We start from the raw sequence: 14959 nt of genomic DNA on the forward strand, positions 1-14959 counted from the left end.
GGGGCCCGGAGGCGTCGGGTGTCCGTCAGACGTTCACGCCGAAGTCCTGGGCGATGCCGACCAGGCCCGAGGCGTAGCCCTGGCCGACCGCGCGGAACTTCCACTCGGCGCCGTTGCGGTACAGCTCGCCGAAGACCATGGCGGTCTCGGTGGCCGCGTCCTCGGACAGGTCGTAGCGGGCGATCTCGGCGCCGCCGGCCTGGTTGACGATGCGGATGTAGGCGTTGCGGACCTGGCCGAAGTTCTGGCCGCGGTTCTCCGCGTCGTAGATCGAGACGGGGAAGACGACCTTCTCGATGTCGGCCGGGAGCGCGGCGAGGTTGACGTTGATCGCCTCGTCGTCGCCGGCGCCCTCACCGGTGCGGTTGTCGCCGGTGTGGACGATGGTGCTGTCCGGGGTCTGCTTGTTGTTGAAGAAGACGAAGTGGGCGTCCGAGTAGACCTTGCCCTGCGGGTTGACCGCGATCGCGGACGCGTCGAGGTCGAAGTCCGTGCCGGTGGTGGTGCGGACGTCCCAGCCGAGGCCCACGGTGACGGCGGTCAGGCCCGGAGCCTCCTTGGTGAGCGAGACGTTGCCACCCTTGGACAGGCTTACAGCCATTGTTGGGAGTCCCTTCCCTCGTTGCGTACGAGCACGAAGCTACAGCTACCTCAATGAACGCGGTGAGGGGTGCCCGAGGTTCCCCGTGTCTTTACTTTCTTTACCGAATGGCGGTGCCGCGGGATATTCGGGTGACGTGGACCGGTCACAGCCGGGAACATGGACGGCATGTCCGGTCCCCCTGTCATCCGCGGCTCGGTCTCGCTGCCCGAGGCCGAGCTCATGTGGCGTTTCTCGCGGTCGTCGGGGCCCGGCGGGCAGCACGTCAACACCAGCGACACCAGTGTCGAGCTGCGGTTCGACCTCGCGCGCACCGAGGCGCTGCCCGAGGTGTGGAAGCGGCGGGCGCTGGAGCGGCTGGCCGGGCGCCTGGTCGACGGGGTCGTCACCGTCCGGGCCTCCGAGCACCGCTCCCAGTGGCGCAACCGCGAGACCGCCGCCGTGCGCCTGGCCGCGCTCCTCGCCGAGGCCACCGCACCACCGCCCAGGCCCCGCAAGCCGACCCGGATCCCGCGCGGCATCAACGAGCGCCGGCTGCGGGAGAAGAAGCAGCGCTCCCAGACCAAGCGGGGGCGCTCCGCGCGGGACTGGACGTAGGAGCGGTCACCGCCCTGCCCGTCACATCCGTGACCCGTGACCCGTGACCCGCGGTCCGTGATCCGCGACCCACGATCCGCGGTCCGCCGGGTGAGCGGTGACGGACCGCGACGAGGGGGTGCGACCGATGCGGCGCACCGGGAGCACGCACCGGACGCCGCTCCTTCTCCCGCCGGGACCAGCCGGGACCAGCCGGGACCAGCCGGGACCAGCCGGGACCAGCCGGGACCAGCCGGGAGGACCCTAGGGCTGCGGCACCCCGGCCGGCAGGTCCAGCACGCCGACCGTCTGGCCTCCGCTCGTCTCCCCGTTCGGGCGGACGCCGAGCCCCAGGTAGAAGCCCTCGGGGCCGTCGGGGCCGGGGTGCCAGGTGACGTACAGCCGCGTGCCGCCCCGGCGGCGGATCTCGGCGGCCACCGACTCCACCGCGAAGCGGCCGTAGCCCTTGCCCTGCTCCCCGGCCGCGATGTTCAGCCGCCACAGGCCGGAGCGGACGAGGGTGCCGTCGCCGTGCCAGTCGATGTCGAAGAAGGCCATGAGGAAGCCGACCGGGCGGTCGCCGTCCACGATCAGGCGGGGCCAGGCGACACCGGGGTGGACGTACGCCTCGGCGAGGGACCGCACGACCGGTTCGACGGCGTGCTCCTGGTCGGGACGGATCCGGATGCCGAGGGCGGCGTCGAGGTTGGCGGGTGTGATCGCCTCGAGGCGGGGCGCGGGTGTCGTCACGCGGGCACCCTAGACGGGAGGACCGGCGCACGGCCACGGCGTTCCGCATGCCCGCCGTCGCCGACCGGGCCCCGCCGGCCGTGCCCGTGCCCGCTCGGCCGCCGGTGCGGCCCCGCGGTCAGCCCAGTTGCCGGTACCTGCCGCGGAAGTACGTCAGCGGGCCGCCGTCCGCGCTCGGCACCCGGGCCGTCAGCACGCGGCCGATCACCAGCGTGTGGTCGCCGGCCGTCACCCGCTGCTCGGTGCGGCACTCCACGGTCGCCAGGGCGCCGCCCACCAGCGGGGCGCCGGTGTGCTCGCCGCGGGTGTACGGGATGTCCCGGAACAGCAGGCGGTCGCTGACCCGGCCCTTCATGGCGAAGCGGCCCGCGATGTGCCGCTGGCTCTCGGAGAGGACCGAGACCGCCCACAGGGGCTGCTCGGCGAGCAGTTCGTCCATGCGGGAGCCCTCGCGCAGGCTGACCAGCGCCAGCGGCGGATCGAGCGAGACCGACATGAACGCGGTGGCCGTCATGCCGACGTCCTCGCCGTCGGGTGCCCCGGGGTCGTCCGGGTCGAGCGGCGGCTCCTGCGCGGTCACCAGGACCACGCCCGCGGCCAGCCGGGACATCGCGGCGCGGAACTCGTCGTTGCTCACCCCCTCAGCATGCCCGGCGGCGGGCGAAGGGATCGTCGGCGAAGGGGCGGGGGAGGTGTTCGGCACACCCGGAACGCTAGTCTCCGCCCCGCGGCCGCCGCATCGGACCTCGGCCCGAGCGAGGGCCTAGGACTCGCGGCGGACTCGCGGCGGATCCACGGCGGGCCGGCGGCGGACCGGCGGGTCGGCGGCGGGCTCACGGGCACACCGCCACAAAGATTGCGTTCGGTAAACGCACCGGAAAACGCAGAAACATCACCTAATTGTTCACGTTTCGCTGTGACTTGAGTCACAAGAGACAAGAATTGTTGACCCTGTGTACCGAGTGGGCAGCGCGCTGTGATTCAGTGGCGGGGAAGCTGCCGGAGCACCACCCGGAAAAGGCGCCGAAGAGAACCCTTGATTCGCTGCGAGGTCTCGGGGGGAGGGCGAGCATGGAGACCGAGTCGGAGCCCTACGTCCGTCTTGCGTCCCTGCGACAACTGCACCAGGTCATGGCCGACATGAACACGGCCCGCAGCCTGGCGGACACCCTGCAGACCGTCGCCGACGGCGTCGTCAAGGCCCTCGGGTACGAGCTGGCCTGCGTCAACCTCGTACGCCCCGACGGCGACCTGGTCGTCGCCGCCTTCGCCGGGAACCCCGCCGCCGAGGCCCTCATCACGGGCCGGGTCGGCTCCCGCGAGTCCTGGGAGCGGCGCCTGAGCATGGGCGAACACTGGGGCGACCTGGTGTTCATACCCCACACCGAGGGCTGGGTCCTCGACGACGACGACGTCCCGCAGTGGTACACCGACGGTCCCGCGCCCCGCTTCGAGGACGAGTGGCACCCGGCCGACCGGCTCTTCGCCCCGATGTACGCGCCCGGCCCGCAGGGCGGCGGCTCGTCCGGCGAACTGGTCGGCGTGCTGTCCGTGGACCGGCCGCGCAACGGCCGCCGGCCCGGCGCGTGGGGCCGCGAGGCGCTCCAGATGTACGCCTTCCAGGCCGCCATCGCGATCAGCAACGCCCGGCTGCGCGCCAACATGCAGCGCGCCCTGGTCCGCCTGGAGCGCGAGCAGCAGGCGCTGCGCGCCAGCGAGGAGAGCTTCCGGCAGGCCTTCGAGTACGCCCCCTCCGGCATGGCCATCGCCGAGATGGGCGGCGACCAGCACGGCCGGATCCTGCGCACCAACGACGCCCTGTGCCGCCTGCTCGGCCGCCCCGCCTCCGCGATGCGCCGCTACGCCTTCTCCGACCTCGTCCACCCCGAGGACATAGGCACGCTGCTGCGCACCTCCGCCGAGGGGGGACGGGCCGAGCTCAGGCTGGGCCGCCGCGACGGCACCTACGTCTGGGTGTCGCTGCGCAACTCCGTCGTCGCGGACGCCGCCGACGGCCCCCGCTTCCTGCTCACCCACGTCGAGGACATCGAGGAGCGCAAGCGCCGCGAGCTCCAGCTCGCCCACCGCGCCTCCCACGACTCCCTCACCGGCCTGCCCAACTCCGCCGAGCTGCGCGCCCGGCTCTCCGCCCGGCTCTGCCGGCGCCCCGCCGCGCCGCACCCCGCCGAGGCCGAGTCGCTGGACGCGGCGTACGGCCAGCCCGCCTTCGACGCGATCGGGCACGACTTCGACTTCCCGCCGGGTGTCGAGGCCTACGACGCCTACGACCACCACGTGCACACCGTCGCCCCCGCCGACGACCGCGACGACGGCACCAAGGGCCTCGCCGTCCTCTTCTGCGACCTCGACGGCTTCAAGTCGATCAACGACCGGTTCGGGCACAACGCGGGCGACGCCGTCCTCATCGAGGTCGCCCGCCGGCTCAGCGACGGCGTGCGCGACGGCGACACCGTCGCCCGGCTCGGCGGCGACGAGTTCGTGATCCTCGCCGACGGGCTCGGCCGGGCCGACGCCCAGGACCTCGCGGTCCGCCTGCGCAACGAGATCATCCAGCCCATCCGGGCCGAGGGCCGGGCCGTCCGGGTGGGCGCGAGCTTCGGCATCGGCTGGGCGCACTGCGGGATGACCGCGGACGAAGTGTTGAAGTCCGCTGACGAACGGATGTACGTCGAGAAACGATCTCGTCCCAAACAGCACAGACGCGCGGGGTAACCGCAGGTCAGCGAGTCGATGCGGTCTGAGTCACCCGTTTGGGTCACGTGGAGCGGGTAGGCTCGCTCTCTCACCACCCCAACCGCATCCGCACCGCACCTGACTGAGGAGACCAAGGGATGACGCCCGGCACCAACGGCGCGAGCACGCCCGAGGACGACGACCCGTTCGGCTATCTGTACGCCGACGGACAGGCCAACGGAGCCCAGCCGCCGTCCGGTGGCTACGGCTACCCCCACTCGGTCAACCGGGTGCGCACGGTCGGCACACGCCAGTACGGCCAGCAGCCCCCGGCGGGCCAGACGGCCGCCTACGGCCAGGCGTCGCAGCAGCAGGGCGCGTACGGCCGCCCGAACGCGCACTACGCGGCACCGGAGACGCTGCCCGGCGGCGCCCCCGCCGTCCAGCAGCAGCCGTCGCACGGCCGCGGCGCGGGCGGCGGCCGCGGCCGGGGCCCCAACACCAAGGGCCTGCTGATCGGCGCGATCGCGGTGGTCGCCGCGGTCGTGATCGGCATCGGCGTCGCGATGATGAACGGCTCCGACGAGGACAAGCCGGACGACCAGGCGGGCGGCGCCGCGCCGACGCAGTCCCAGAGCTCCGAGCCGAGCCCGTCGAGCACTAGCTCGGTGTCGGCTTCGGGTGAGCTCCCCGAGATCGATGCGAAGGCACTCCGCCTCGACGGCGGGACCTCCCTAGCCTCGGACGTGAAGGGCGCGAAAGCTGACGGTGGGATTTACGTGAGCGGCTTCAACCATGTCGGAGCCAAGCTGACTTGGACAGTCAGCGGTATTGAAAAGGCAGGAGAGTTTCGGCTGTACGCGCGTTACAGCATTCCCGGTGCCGACGCCAACGCGACGCTGTCGGTGAACAATAAAGCGAACAGTCAGCCACTCGGTTTGAAGAACTTCATTGGCTCCCCGAAGGGAGACTATGAGAAGGGCTGGCAGACCACATGGGCTCCGGTGACCCTAAACAAGGGGACCAATGTCATCGAGATAGCCTGCAATGAGGGCAATCAGTGCGATGCACTCTTCGACCAGCTATGGCTGGAATGAAAGCGCGGTGCTCCGCCCGTGACGGGCGGAGCACCGTCGGTACACCTCGGCTTGGCCACCGGTATGAGGGCCGCGGTACTACCTCGCGTAGACCGCAATCCCCGTAACGGTGCTACCGGTGTTGTCTGAGTAGGTGTTCGGCTGCAGAGTCACTAGCCGGGTGCCAGCGCCGCAGCCGGTGGTGATGTGCCAGAACTCTATGCGATAGGACGTCTGGTTCGAGACGGACCGGGCAGTGGTGAAGGGATAGCAGCCGGGCGTTACGGAGAGGACGGTCCTGGTTCCAGTCCTGTTCGTCCCCGACCATCCGCAAACCTTCCCTTCCGGGCAGGTATTGGGATCGGCCGCAGCCGGTGTAACAAAGGCACCGCCCAGCAACGCGCCGGTCACAGTCACCGTTGCCAGGATTTTCCTGAGCATGCTCATATGAGGTTCCCTCTATCTCTCGCTATTGATTTAGCGAATGGGTGACTATCTGATCATCCGGCTGACATGAGGGGAAGGGTGTTTCTTGGCCAAGCTGCTAGGTGGGCATATCCGACGAAGGTTTCAAAGCTTTCACGCCGCCGTCACCGACACTCGCGTCATGAGTTTCTCGTAGGTCGCCCGATCGAACTCGCCCGCTGTCGGCGCCAGTACCGTCGCGGCTGACAGCGTGACGGCGCGGGCCAGGCGGTCCGGCCAGGGCAGGTGTTCCACCAGGCCCGACAGCAGGCCCGCCACCGCCGAGTCGCCGGCGCCGGCCGGGTTGCCGCGGACCCGGACGGGCGGGGTGGCGCGCCAATGGCCCTCGGGGGTCGCGGCGAGCAGGCCGTCGGCGCCGAACGAGGCGACCACGGCGTGGGCGCCCCGGCGGCGGGCGTCCCGGGTGGCGCGCAGCGGCTCGTGGGAGCCGGTCAGCTCGGCCAGTTCGTCGGCGTTCGGCTTGATGAGGTCGGGGCGGGCGGCGACGCCCCGGCGCAGGGGTTCGCCGCTGGTGTCCAGGAGGACCGGGACCCCGGCGGCCCGGGCCGAGCGCACCAGCCCCGCGTACGCGCCCACCGGCACGCCCGGGGGCAGGCTGCCGCACAGGGCCACCGCCGAGGCGCCGGCCAGCAGGTCCCCGTAGACCTCCTGGAAGGCCGACCACTCGGCGGGCGTGACGGTCGGACCCGGCTCGTCGAACCGGGTCGTGTCGCCGGTCCGCCCGTCGACGACAGCGATGGTGCGGCGGGTCGCGCCGGTCACCGGGACCAGCGCGTCCACCAGCCCGGGAACGGCGGCCAGCCGCTCCTGGACGACACGTCCCGTGGCACCGCCCGCGAAGCCCGTGACCGTCACCTCGTGCCCGAGGGCGGCCAGGACCCGGGCCACGTTGACGCCCTTGCCTCCGGGGCGCTCCCGCACCTCGGAGACGCGGTGGGAGGTGTGCGGACGCAGGGCCCTCACGTGGTGGGTGACGTCGAGAGCGGTGTTCAGCGTGACCGTGAGGATCACCTGGGCCGGCCTCCCCCGATGAATGTGCTAGCCGTATGTTCCGGAAGCCCGATCATGCCAAAGAGGCGGCGGCCGGCCCAGTCCTCCGGCCGGCCACCGTCTCGCAGTACGGCACGGATCAGGCCAGGCGGGGATCGACCACCCAGGCGCCCCGGCGCATCACGCCCTTGAGGTCGAAGTTCTCGTCCAGCACGACCAGGTCGGCGTCCTTGCCGGGCTCCAGGGAGCCGATGCGGTCGGACAGGCCCAGCAGCCGGGCCGGGGTGGCGGACAGGGCCGCGACCGCGTCCTCGACCGGCAGGCCGTCGACCGTCACCGCCCGCTTGAAGGCACGGTCCAGGGTGAGGGTCGAACCCGCGATCGAGCCGCCCTCGACCAGGCGGGCGACGCCGTCGGCGACCTCCACCTCCAGCGGGCCGAGCATGTAGCGGCCGTCGCCGAATCCGGCCGCGTCCATCGCGTCGGTGATGAAGGCGACCCGGTGCGCGCCCGCGTGGTGGAACGCCAGCCGCAGGGCGGCCGGGTGCAGGTGCGTGCCGTCGTTGATCAGCTCGACCGTGACCCGCTCGTCCTCCAGGAGGGCGGCGATCGGGCCGGGGGAGCGGTGGCCGAGGGGCGGCATCGCGTTGAAGAGGTGGGTGGCGACGGTCGCGCCCGCCTCGACCGCCTCGGCCGTCTGCTCGTAGGTGGCGTCCGTGTGGCCGATCGCCGCGATCACGCCGTGCTCGGCGAGCAGCCGGACGGAGTCGATGCCGCCCGGCAGTTCGGTGGCCAGGGTCACCATCTTCGCGTGGCCGCGCGCCGCGTCGATCAGCTTGCGGACCTCCGCCGGGTCCGGGGCGCGCAGCAGCTCCTCGGAGTGCGCGCCCTTGCGGCACGGGGAGATGAACGGCCCCTCGAAGTGGATGCCGGCGATCTCGCCCTGTTCGGCCAGCTCGCTCAGCAGGCCCGCCTGCTGGGCGAGGAAGTCCATGTCGCCGGTGACGGTCGAGGCGACCAGGGTGGTGGTGCCGTGCAGGCGGTGGGTGTGGATGCCCTTCAGGACGTCCTCGGCCGTGCCGGAGGTGAAGGACGCCCCGCCGCCGCCGTGGTTGTGCAGGTCGACGAAGCCGGGGACCAGCCAGTGACCCCGCAGGTCGACGACCTCGGCGTCGGGCGGCGCCGCTTCGGCGATCCGGGTGCCCTCGACGACCACGCGGCCGTCGGCGACGATCCCGGCCGGCAGCACCACCCGGGCACCGGCGAGAACCTTGGTGGGGGCCATCAGGTGGTTACCTCCGAGCGGTCGGTGGCGTGCAGGAGATCCCAGGCGAGCAGTCCCGCGCCCAGGCACCCGGCGGTGTCCCCGAGGGCCGCCGGGAGGAGGGACGGCAGTTTCTGGAAGGTGACCCGCCGCCGGACGGCCTCCCGCAGCGGTGTGAACAACGTTTCCCCGGCTTCGGCGAGCCCGCCACCGATGATCACGGTGCGCGGGTCCAGCAGGGTGAGCGCGGTGACCAGCCCGTCGGCGAGCGCGTCGACGGCCGCCTGCCAGACGGCCGCGGCCCGCGGGTCGCCCGCCCGGACGGCCTCGGCGCAGCCGGCCGCGTCCGCGTCCGGGTCCCCGCACGCCGCGGCCCAGGCCTGGCCGACCGCCGCCGCGGAGGCGTACCGCTCCAGGCAGCCGCGCTGCCCGCACGGGCAGGGCGCGCCGGAGGGCCGTACGACGATGTGGCCGATCTCGCCCGCGAAACCGTGCGCGCCCGCCTCCACCCGGCCGTCGACGCCGATGGCGCCCGCGATGCCGGTGCCGAGGGCCACGAACAGGAAGCGGTCGGTGCCCCGGCCCGCGCCGACCCGGCCCTCGGCGAGTCCGCCGGTGCGCACGTCGTGGCCGAGGGCGACCGGCGCGTCCAGCCGCTCGGCCAGCAGGTCGCGCAGGGGTACCTCGTGCCAGCCGAGGTTGGCCGCGTAGACGGCGGTGCCCCGCGCCTCGTCGACGATGCCGGGGACGGCGACGCCGGCCGCGGCGGCGGGCTCGCCGAAGCGCCGCTCGCCGTGGGCGCGCAGCTCGGCGGCGAAGTCGAGGATGCCCGCGACGACGGCGTCGGCTCCGTGCTCGCGCCCGGTGGCCCGGCGCGCCCGGTGCAGCAGCTCGCCCCCCGGCCCCGCCAGGGCGGCCTTCATCCCGGTGCCGCCCACGTCGAGGGCGATGACATGTCTCACGGGGGACAGTGTGACCCGGGGACCCACAAGAGGTCTAGTCCACTTGCGTGGTGTAGACCTTATGTCCGACGATTCGAAAGTTTCCGCGACGGATTTCGCACGGCAAGATGTGGGGCAACAAAGTGCAGCGGCGTACGACAGGAACGATCGCGGTGGTGTCCGCACTGGGCATGACGGCGGTCCTCGGGGGCTGCGGTCTCGGCGGTGCCTCGGACGACGTGACGCTGAAGCTGGTCGCCGCCGACTACGGCGACAGCGCGGCCAACAGCTCCGAGAAGTACTGGGACCGTCTCGTCGAGGAGTACGAGGCCGAGCACCCCGGCGTGAAGATCGACGTCAGCGTCCACTCCTGGAACGACGTCGACCGCGAGGTCAAGGAGATGGTCGCCGCCGGGAATCCGCCGGACATGGCGCAGATCGGCGCGTACGCCGACTACGCGGCCAAGGACCTGCTCTACAAGGCCGACGATCTGCTCTCCATACCCGTCCAGGCCGACTTCGTCTCCCAGCTGTCCGGCGCGGGCGAGGTCAACGGCGTGCAGTACGGCATGCCCTTCGCCTCCTCCACGCGCGTGCTCTTCTACAACAAGACGCTCTTCGCCGAGGCCGGGATCACCCCGCCCAAGACGTGGGACGAGCTGGCCGCCGCCGCCAAGGCGCTCAAGGCCGAGGGCGTGAAGTACCCCTACGCCCTGCCGCTCGGCTCCGAGGAGGCGCAGGCCGAGACCCTGCAGTGGATGCTCAGCGGCGGGGGCGGCTACACCGACGACATCGGCACCTACGCCATCGACTCCCCGCAGAACGTCCAGACCTTCGCCTGGCTGAAGGACGAGCTGGTCGCCAAGGGCCTGACCGGCCCGGTCGCGCCCGGCAAGCTGAACCGGGCCGACGCCTTCGCCGCCTTCGCCGACGGCGACGTCGGCATGCTCAACGGGCATCCCTCGCTGATGGACATCGCCGCCAAGAAGGGCGTGAAGTTCGGCATCGTGCCCACGCCGGGGATCGAGGGCGAGAGCCGGGTCACCCTCGGCGTCGCCGACTGGATGACGGCCTTCCGGAAGAACGGCCACCGCGAGCAGATCGGCGACTTCCTGGACTTCGTGTACAGCGAGAAGAACGTGCTCGACTTCTCCCGCCGGTACGACCTGCTGCCGGTCACCACGTCCGCGTCCGAGACGATGGCCGCCGCCGAGGGGGACCGGCACCTCAGGACGTTCCTCGAGGAGCTGCCGTCCTCCGAGCTCTACCCGGTCGACAAGACCTCGTGGGCGGAGGTCAGCACCCGGATCAAGGAGGGGATCGGCCGGGCGGTCGCGCCCGGCGGCAGCCCTTCGGACGTCCTGGGCCAGATCCAGGCGGCGGCGACGCGGGCGGAGAACGCCCAGCAGTAGTCCCCGGCGGCCCCCGCTGTCGGCGGCGGGGGCTACCGTGCCGGACATGGACCCCGACATGGACCCCGGCACCGACCCCGGCACCGACCCCGACACGGACCCTGTCGCGGATTCCGGCACCGGCCCCGGTACCGACCGGGAGCGGCTCGGCCGCAGGGAGCAGGACATCCTCGCGCTCGAACGCCGCGGCTTTCCCGGCCCCGGCGCGAAGGAGCGGGCGATACGGGAGGAGCTGGGCCTGGCGCCCGTGCGCTACTACCAGCTCCTCAACGCGCTGCTCGACGATCCCCGCGCCCTGGCCCTCGACCCGGTCACGGTGAACCGGCTGCGCAGGGTGCGGGAGGCCCGCCGCGCCGAACGCTGAGCGCGTCTCAGCCGAGCCGCGCCGCGAGCCCCGCCAGCAGGCGCACGACGCCCTCGGGCCCGTCCACCACCAGGTCCGCCCGCTCCCGCAGCTCGGCCACCTCGTCGCTGCCGCTGCACACCAGCAGGCCGGGGGTGCCGTCGGAGCGGAGCCTGTCGACGGCGGCGAAGGCGGGCAGGTCGCCGAGGTCGTCTCCGGCGTACAGGACCGACTCGGCGCCGATCTCGCGGGCGTGGTCGAGGAGGGCGACGCCCTTGTCCACGCCCGGCGGGCGCAGTTCCAGGACCATCCGGCCGGGCTCGACGATCAGGCCGTGCCGGGCGGCCAGGCCGGTGAGGGGCTCGCGCAGCGCCTCGAACGCGGCCTGCGGGTCGGCGGCCCGGCGGGTGTGCACGGCCACCGCCCGGCCCTTCTCCTCGATCCAGGTGCCCCGCCAGGCGCCGATCCGGTCCAGGAACCCCGGCAGCTCGGCGCGGACGGCGGCGACGCCGGGGTGCGGGGCCGGGGCGCTGACGGTGCCGGTGACGGCGTCCCAGCGCTCGGCGCCGTAGTGCCCGAGCACGACGAGGTGCTCCAGTCCGGGGACGCCCGCGAAACCGCCGTTGCGCACGGCGACCCCGGCGGGCCGGCCGGTGACCACCGCCACGGCGGCCACCTTCGGGGCGAGCGCGGCGAGCGCGGGCACCGCGTCCGGGTGCGCCCGCGCCCGCTCGGGGTCGGCCACGATGGGCGCGAGCGTGCCGTCGAAGTCGAGGCCGATCAGCGCCTTGCCCGGCCGCGCGAGAAGAGCGTCCAGCCCCTCCCGCCCGGCCCGCGTGGCGGGCGTCGGCAGGGATGCGCTGGCGTTCGGGTCGGTGAAGTGCGTATGGCTGCCCATACGGCGAACCTATCCAGGCGACGCGGGCTCACGCATGGCCGCGCGCGGGGGGTGCGGACGGCCGTGCCGCGCGGACAGCACGGCCGCGCGGCACCGGCCGGGGACGGCACCGGCCGCCGGGCCGGTCCCTCCACCCGGGGCCAGCCGTCCGCGCATCCGCGCGTCAGCGCGTCAGCGCCTCCAGCTGGTCCAGGAACCACCGGCCGGGCGGCAGCGCCGTGGCCGCCGCGGCCAGGCGCTTGGTGCGCTCCGCCCGTTCCTCCGGGCGCATCGACAGCGCCTCGTGCAGGGCGCGGGCGGTGCCGGTCACGTCGTAAGGATTGACGGTGAGCGCGTCCTCGCCGAGCTCCTCGTGCGCGCCCGCCTCACGCGAGAGCACCAGCGCGCAGCCCGCGTCGGAGACCACCGGGACCTCCTTGGCGACCAGGTTCATGCCGTCCCGGACGGGGTTGACCAGGGCCACGTCGGCCAGCCGGTACGCCGCCAGGGAGCGGGCGAAGTCGTCCTCGACGTGCAGGACGACCGGCTTCCAGTCCGGCGTCCCGTACTCCTCGTTGATCTCCTGCGCCAGACGCCGCACCTCGGCCGTGTAGTCCCGGTACACGGCGAGGTCCTGCCGCGAGGGGTAGGCGAAGGCGACGTGCACCACGCGCTCGCGCCACTCGGCGTGCGAGTGGAGCAGCTGCCGGTAGGCCAGCAGGCCGCGCACGATGTTCTTGGACAGCTCGGTGCGGTCGACCCGGACGATCGTCCTGCGGGCGCCGCCGCCGGGTGCGGTGCCGATCTCCTCGCGCAGCGCCGCCATCCGCTCCTCGACGTCCGCCTCGTGCGCGCGGCGGCGCAGGAAGTCCCCGTCGGCCCCGAGGCCGTGCACGCCCACCCGGGTGCCCCCGAGCCCGCCCGCGAACTGCTCGCAGCACGCGGTGAACGCGTCCGCCCAGCGGCGGGTGAGGAAGCCGAGCCGGTCGGCGCCCAGCATGCCGCGCAGCACCTGGCCGGCGATGTCGTCGGGCAGCATCCGGAAGTACTCCGGCGGCGCCCACGGCGTGTGCGAGAAGTGGCCGATGCGCACGTCCGGGCGCAGCTCGCGGAGCATGCCCGGCACCAGCGTCAGGTGGTAGTCCTGCACGACCACCGCCGCGCCCGGCGCCGCCTCCTCGGCCAGCGCCTCGGCGAAGGCCCGGTTGTAGCGCTCGTAGGACGTCCACTGCCGCCGGAACTCCGCGTCGAAAACCGGCTCCAGCGGCGTCTGGTACAGCATGTGGTGCACGAACCACAGCACGGAGTTGGCGATGCCGTTGTACGCGTCGGCGTGCACGTCGGCGGGGACGTCCAGCATCCGCACGCCGTCCTCGCCCACGCCCCGCCGGACCGCCTCCCGGTCGCCGTCGGACAGCGCCGAGCACACCCACAGCGCGCCCGCGTCCGGGCCGATCGCCGACAGCCCGGACACCAGCCCCCCGCCGCCCCGCCTGGGGTGCAGCGAACCGTCCTCGCGCACCTCGTAGGAGACCGGGCCACGGTTGGAGGCCACCAGTACCTGCGCAGCACCGTACGTTGAAGCCATACGCCTCAACCTAGCCACGCCCCGCCCGCTCAAACGTACGGACCGGCCGTACGCGACCGGAAACACATCCGGTCAGGCGGCCCTGCGCGCCCGGTACTCGGCTATCTCCGCCATCGGCGGCCGCTCCTCGGTGTCCACGGAGTAGGTCCTCGGCTCAAAACCGTCCTCGCCCCGCTCGAACTGGGTGAGGGAGGGCCGGATCAGGTGGCCCCGGGCGAGGCGGAGCTGGGCCGTGCGGTAGATCGCGGCGGCCATCCGGCCGAGCGCCTGCCCGTCCTGGTGCCGGTGCCTGCGCACGCCCACGTCGACCTGGGCGAGGGCGTCCAGGCCCACCAGGTGCAGGGCGTCGACCAGCATGCCGAGCTCCACGCCGTAGCCGACGGGGAACGGCAGCCGTTCCAGCAGGGAGCGGCGGGCCGCGTACTCGCCGCCGAGCGGCTGCACGAAGCCGGCCAGCTGCGGCCAGTGCATGTTCAGCAGCGGCCGGGCCATCAGCTCGGTGACCCGGCCGCCCTGCCCGGCCGCGCCGCCCAGCGGGCGGTCGTACATGGCCTTCACCAGGTCGACGTCCGGGTCGGTGAGCAGCGGGCCCACGATCCCGGAGACGAAGTCGGAGGAGAACTCCCTCAGGTCGGCGTCGACGAAGCAGACGACGTCCCCGGTCGTGGCCAGCAGGGAGCGCCACAGCACCTCCCCCTTGCCGGGGACCGCCGGCAGGCGCGGCAGGATCGCGTCCCGGTGCACCACCGTCGCGCCCGCGGCGGCGGCCACCTCGGACGTGCGGTCCGTGGACCCCGAGTCGACCACGACGAGCTCGTCGACGAGCGGGACCTGCTGCACGAGGTCGTGACGGATGGCGGCGACGATGTCGCCGACCGTCTCCTCCTCGTTGAGCGCGGGCAGCACGACGCTGACCGACTGGCCCGTGGCGCGTTTCGCGGCGAGGATCTGGTGGAGCGGCCGGTCGGTGACGGACCAGGAGCGGGTGCTCAGCCAGCGCTCGACTTCTTCCAGCACGGTCTGCGGCTCCTCACTGTTCGGATCACGGGATCTTCGTGTGATCCATCTCGCGGTTCGGACGACTATCTCAACTGTCCTGGCCGTCGGTTACAGTCTTGGACAACGCGGATGACCATCGCATGTCGGGGGTCACCGCCGTTTCACAACCACATACAGCTCATCCAGAGGGGCAGAGGGACACGGCCCGATGAAGCCCCGGCAACCCTCCAGCCGGTTCTCGTTCCGGCCGCTGTGCGCGCACGGCGGACCGCTCGGCGAGGCTCCCGGCTAGGGAAGGTGCCAAATCCGTCTCACGACGAGATGCGTCGTGAGGAAGATGAGGAGAAAGGGCCTCGCCTCAC

General features: G+C 72.6%; 15 protein-coding genes and 1 riboswitch. Of the genes, 5 read left to right on the plus strand and 10 right to left on the minus strand.

Going from position 1 to position 14959, the window contains the following annotated elements; translation table 11 throughout:
- Positions 1-25: 25 nt before the first annotated feature.
- Positions 26-601 (minus strand): TerD family protein, encoded by a 576-nt coding sequence (locus AB0L29_RS03580; protein ID WP_365822896.1) that lies wholly within the window; start codon positions 599-601, stop codon positions 26-28.
- Between the two features lie 159 nt (positions 602-760).
- Between AB0L29_RS03580 and arfB the strand changes: the two genes are divergently transcribed.
- Positions 761-1198, plus strand: a complete 438-nt coding sequence (gene arfB, locus AB0L29_RS03585; protein WP_365822898.1) for an alternative ribosome rescue aminoacyl-tRNA hydrolase ArfB — start codon at positions 761-763, stop codon at positions 1196-1198.
- 243 nt (positions 1199-1441) lie between these two features.
- On the opposite strand, the gene AB0L29_RS03590 is transcribed toward arfB, so the two are convergent.
- Both AB0L29_RS03590 and AB0L29_RS03595 read right to left on the minus strand, forming a co-directional pair.
- A complete protein-coding gene (locus AB0L29_RS03590; protein WP_365822900.1) occupies positions 1442-1927 on the minus strand; it encodes a GNAT family N-acetyltransferase in 486 nt (161 codons plus the stop codon).
- 118 nt (positions 1928-2045) lie between these two features.
- The gene (locus AB0L29_RS03595; RefSeq protein WP_365823419.1) at positions 2046-2537 is read right to left on the minus strand and encodes a flavin reductase family protein; all 492 of its coding nucleotides are present in this window, start codon (positions 2535-2537) and stop codon (positions 2046-2048) included.
- Positions 2538-2998: 461 nt separating this feature from the next.
- Here AB0L29_RS03595 and cdgB point away from each other — a divergent pair, with 461 nt between their 5' ends.
- Positions 2999-4660 (plus strand): diguanylate cyclase CdgB, encoded by a 1662-nt coding sequence (gene cdgB, locus AB0L29_RS03600; RefSeq protein ID WP_365822902.1) that lies wholly within the window; start codon positions 2999-3001, stop codon positions 4658-4660.
- Between the two features lie 119 nt (positions 4661-4779).
- Positions 4780-5718, plus strand: coding sequence for a carbohydrate-binding protein (locus AB0L29_RS03605; RefSeq protein ID WP_365822904.1), 939 nt, complete (start codon positions 4780-4782; stop codon positions 5716-5718).
- Positions 5719-5796: 78 nt separating this feature from the next.
- Here the strand turns inward: AB0L29_RS03605 and AB0L29_RS03610 are convergent, their stop codons facing one another.
- The 4 genes from AB0L29_RS03610 to AB0L29_RS03625 form a co-directional block, all read right to left on the minus strand.
- Positions 5797-6144 carry a peptidase inhibitor family I36 protein gene (locus tag AB0L29_RS03610; RefSeq protein WP_365822906.1) on the minus strand — a complete coding sequence of 116 codons (348 nt, stop codon included), beginning with the start codon at positions 6142-6144 and terminating at the stop codon, positions 5797-5799.
- Between the two features lie 132 nt (positions 6145-6276).
- Positions 6277-7194 carry a 1-phosphofructokinase family hexose kinase gene (locus AB0L29_RS03615; RefSeq protein WP_365822908.1) on the minus strand — a complete coding sequence of 306 codons (918 nt, stop codon included), beginning with the start codon at positions 7192-7194 and terminating at the stop codon, positions 6277-6279.
- A 118-nt stretch (positions 7195-7312) separates the two neighbouring features.
- Positions 7313-8458: an N-acetylglucosamine-6-phosphate deacetylase gene (gene nagA, locus AB0L29_RS03620; RefSeq protein WP_365822910.1), complete on the minus strand. Its 1146-nt coding sequence runs from the start codon at positions 8456-8458 to the stop codon at positions 7313-7315.
- A complete protein-coding gene (locus AB0L29_RS03625) occupies positions 8458-9399 on the minus strand; it encodes an ROK family protein (RefSeq protein WP_365822912.1) in 942 nt (313 codons plus the stop codon). The genes nagA and AB0L29_RS03625 overlap by 1 nt, the downstream gene beginning before the upstream one ends.
- A gap of 107 nt (positions 9400-9506) precedes the next feature.
- Here AB0L29_RS03625 and AB0L29_RS03630 point away from each other — a divergent pair, with 107 nt between their 5' ends.
- Both AB0L29_RS03630 and AB0L29_RS03635 read left to right on the plus strand, forming a co-directional pair.
- Entirely contained in the window at positions 9507-10790 is a 1284-nt protein-coding gene (locus AB0L29_RS03630) for an extracellular solute-binding protein (protein WP_365822914.1), read from the plus strand.
- 58 nt (positions 10791-10848) lie between these two features.
- Complete coding sequence (locus AB0L29_RS03635) at positions 10849-11154, plus strand: DUF3263 domain-containing protein (RefSeq protein ID WP_365823421.1); 306 nt, start codon at positions 10849-10851, stop codon at positions 11152-11154.
- 7 nt (positions 11155-11161) lie between these two features.
- On the opposite strand, the gene otsB is transcribed toward AB0L29_RS03635, so the two are convergent.
- From otsB to AB0L29_RS03650, 3 genes are all read right to left on the minus strand, one after another.
- Positions 11162-12031: a trehalose-phosphatase gene (gene otsB / locus AB0L29_RS03640; protein WP_365822916.1), complete on the minus strand. Its 870-nt coding sequence runs from the start codon at positions 12029-12031 to the stop codon at positions 11162-11164.
- 163 nt (positions 12032-12194) lie between these two features.
- Positions 12195-13598: a trehalose-6-phosphate synthase gene (locus tag AB0L29_RS03645; protein WP_365822918.1), complete on the minus strand. Its 1404-nt coding sequence runs from the start codon at positions 13596-13598 to the stop codon at positions 12195-12197.
- 72 nt (positions 13599-13670) lie between these two features.
- On the minus strand, positions 13671-14615 hold the full coding sequence (locus AB0L29_RS03650; RefSeq protein ID WP_365822920.1) for a glucosyl-3-phosphoglycerate synthase: 945 nt from the start codon (positions 14613-14615) through the stop codon (positions 13671-13673).
- Positions 14616-14772: 157 nt separating this feature from the next.
- Positions 14773-14941, plus strand: a riboswitch (SAM riboswitch).
- Positions 14942-14959 lie beyond the last annotated feature (18 nt).

Source organism: Streptomyces sp. NPDC052701 (assembly GCF_040678355.1).
Lineage (GTDB): Bacteria > Actinomycetota > Actinomycetes > Streptomycetales > Streptomycetaceae > Streptomyces.

Excerpts from the sequence above, each read along its gene's own strand:
- otsB (WP_365822916.1), bottom strand. The coding sequence starts at position 12,031 with ATGGGCAGCCATACGCACTTCACCGACCCGAACGCCAGCGCATCCCTG.
- AB0L29_RS03635 (WP_365823421.1), top strand. The coding sequence starts at position 10,849 with ATGGACCCCGGCACCGACCCCGGCACCGACCCCGACACGGACCCTGTC.
- AB0L29_RS03595 (WP_365823419.1), bottom strand. The coding sequence starts at position 2,537 with ATGTCCCGGCTGGCCGCGGGCGTGGTCCTGGTGACCGCGCAGGAGCCG.
- arfB (WP_365822898.1), top strand. The coding sequence starts at position 761 with ATGGACGGCATGTCCGGTCCCCCTGTCATCCGCGGCTCGGTCTCGCTG.
- nagA (WP_365822910.1), bottom strand. The coding sequence starts at position 8,458 with ATGGCCCCCACCAAGGTTCTCGCCGGTGCCCGGGTGGTGCTGCCGGCC.
- AB0L29_RS03630 (WP_365822914.1), top strand. The coding sequence starts at position 9,507 with ATGTGGGGCAACAAAGTGCAGCGGCGTACGACAGGAACGATCGCGGTG.
- cdgB (WP_365822902.1), top strand. The coding sequence starts at position 2,999 with ATGGAGACCGAGTCGGAGCCCTACGTCCGTCTTGCGTCCCTGCGACAA.
- AB0L29_RS03645 (WP_365822918.1), bottom strand. The coding sequence starts at position 13,598 with ATGGCTTCAACGTACGGTGCTGCGCAGGTACTGGTGGCCTCCAACCGT.
- AB0L29_RS03605 (WP_365822904.1), top strand. The coding sequence starts at position 4,780 with ATGACGCCCGGCACCAACGGCGCGAGCACGCCCGAGGACGACGACCCG.
- AB0L29_RS03580 (WP_365822896.1), bottom strand. The coding sequence starts at position 601 with ATGGCTGTAAGCCTGTCCAAGGGTGGCAACGTCTCGCTCACCAAGGAG.
- AB0L29_RS03610 (WP_365822906.1), bottom strand. The coding sequence starts at position 6,144 with ATGAGCATGCTCAGGAAAATCCTGGCAACGGTGACTGTGACCGGCGCG.